At 58.7% G+C, this 1473-nt stretch carries 1 protein-coding gene and 1 pseudogene; both read right to left on the bottom strand.

The window, feature by feature from the left end:
* Window positions 1–41: 41 nt before the first annotated feature.
* Window positions 42–812 carry an enoyl-ACP reductase FabI gene (gene fabI / locus EJQ19_RS31255; RefSeq protein WP_126145120.1) on the bottom strand — a complete coding sequence of 257 codons (771 nt, stop codon included), beginning with the start codon at window positions 810–812 and terminating at the stop codon, window positions 42–44.
* A 124-nt stretch (window positions 813–936) separates the two neighbouring features.
* Window positions 937–1473, bottom strand: a pseudogene (locus tag EJQ19_RS31250) (UV DNA damage repair endonuclease UvsE); the annotation flags it as partial.

Genomic DNA, 1473 nt, shown 5'->3' with positions numbered 1-1473 from the left:
AAAAACCGCACAGCCTCATGTGGCCGTACGGTTTGTCCAATTTATACGCCTACGATGTTGTAGCCGCCGTCGACGTAAATCACTTCGCCCGTGATGCCCCGTGAAAGGTGACTCATCAGGAACATCGCCGTGTCGCCGACTTCGGCGGTTTCGGTCGTTTTGCGCAGCGGCGCTTTTTCTTCCACTTGGCGGAGGATCGAGTTGAAGTCTTTGATCCCTTTCGCCGCCAGCGTACGGATCGGACCGGCGGAGATGCCGTTCACGCGGATGCCATATTGGCCGAGGTCTGCGGCCAGGTAGCGTACGCTCGCTTCCAGCGCGGCTTTGGCTACGCCCATGACGTTGTAGTTCTTCATCGCGCGCTCGGCGCCGAGGTACGTCATCGTCATGATGGAGCCGCCTTCGGTCATCAGCGGGTAGATCCGCTGGGACACCGCCACCAGCGAGTACGCACTGATGTCGTGCGCAAGCGCGAAGCCGTCGCGGGACGTGTCCACGAATTGGCCGTCCAGCTCTTCGGTTTTCGCGAAAGCAATGCTATGTACAAGGCCGTGTACAACGCCAAAACGCTCTTTCAGCGCTACCGCCAGCGCATCGATCTCGCTGTCCACGGTGACGTTGCAAGGCAGCAGCGCCGAGCCTGGAATCGTGTCCGCAAGCTTGCGTACGCGTTCCTCGACGCGCTCATTTTCAAAAGTAAACACAAGGTTCGCGCCTTGCGCTGCTAACGATTGTGCGATGGCCCAAGCGATGCTGCGGTCATTGGCGACGCCCATAACGAGTATATTTTTGCCTGTTAATAATTGACTCATGGTGGATTTATTGCCCCTCTCCCATTGGATTGTGCGTCATAACTTCCCATTCATCAACGTACCCGATTTTGTCCAACAATTCAAGACAATTCTGAGTATTCGAGCGGTTTTCTGTACAAGGCGGCTAGATCATGACAGAAGCCTGATTCACCACCGTCACGCCATCCATCCGCTTCAAATCGTCCATGAGCCGGAACAGGGCGTCGTCCTTCATTTTGGCCTCGATCATGATGTCGAGCTGCGGGGTAACGGGAGCAATCCCCTGTAAAAAAGCCCACAACGGCCCCACCTCCACATAATCCGCATGGCTGCGCGGGTCGGTCTCGCTCTTGGGGCTCGAGACGTGGATCTTCGGCGGCAGATTGGCCGCCGGCTCTTCTGCGCTGTAGCGGCGGGCTCGCTGCAGCCACGTCTCCTGGATGCGCGGCCAGAGCTGCACGGCATCCTCGCCTTCGTTGTTGACGGCATGGTGGTGCACGTCGAGCACCATCGGCGCGCCGACCTGCTCGGCAATCGCCAGCGTCTCGATGGCGTTGAACGTCTTGTCGTCGTTCTCGAGCGTGATGCGCGCTTGAATCGGCGGGCGCAGCGCCCGGAAGTTCGTCACGAAGCGCCCAGCCGCCTTCGCTTTATCGCCGTAAGCGCCGCCGACGTGGATGTT

The sequence above is a fragment of the Paenibacillus whitsoniae genome (assembly GCF_003955665.1).
In the GTDB taxonomy this organism is placed as follows: Bacteria; Bacillota; Bacilli; order Paenibacillales; family NBRC-103111; genus Paenibacillus_E; species Paenibacillus_E whitsoniae.
Note: the sequence above shows the minus strand (reverse complement) of the source record. Positions and strands in the feature narration are given on the sequence as shown.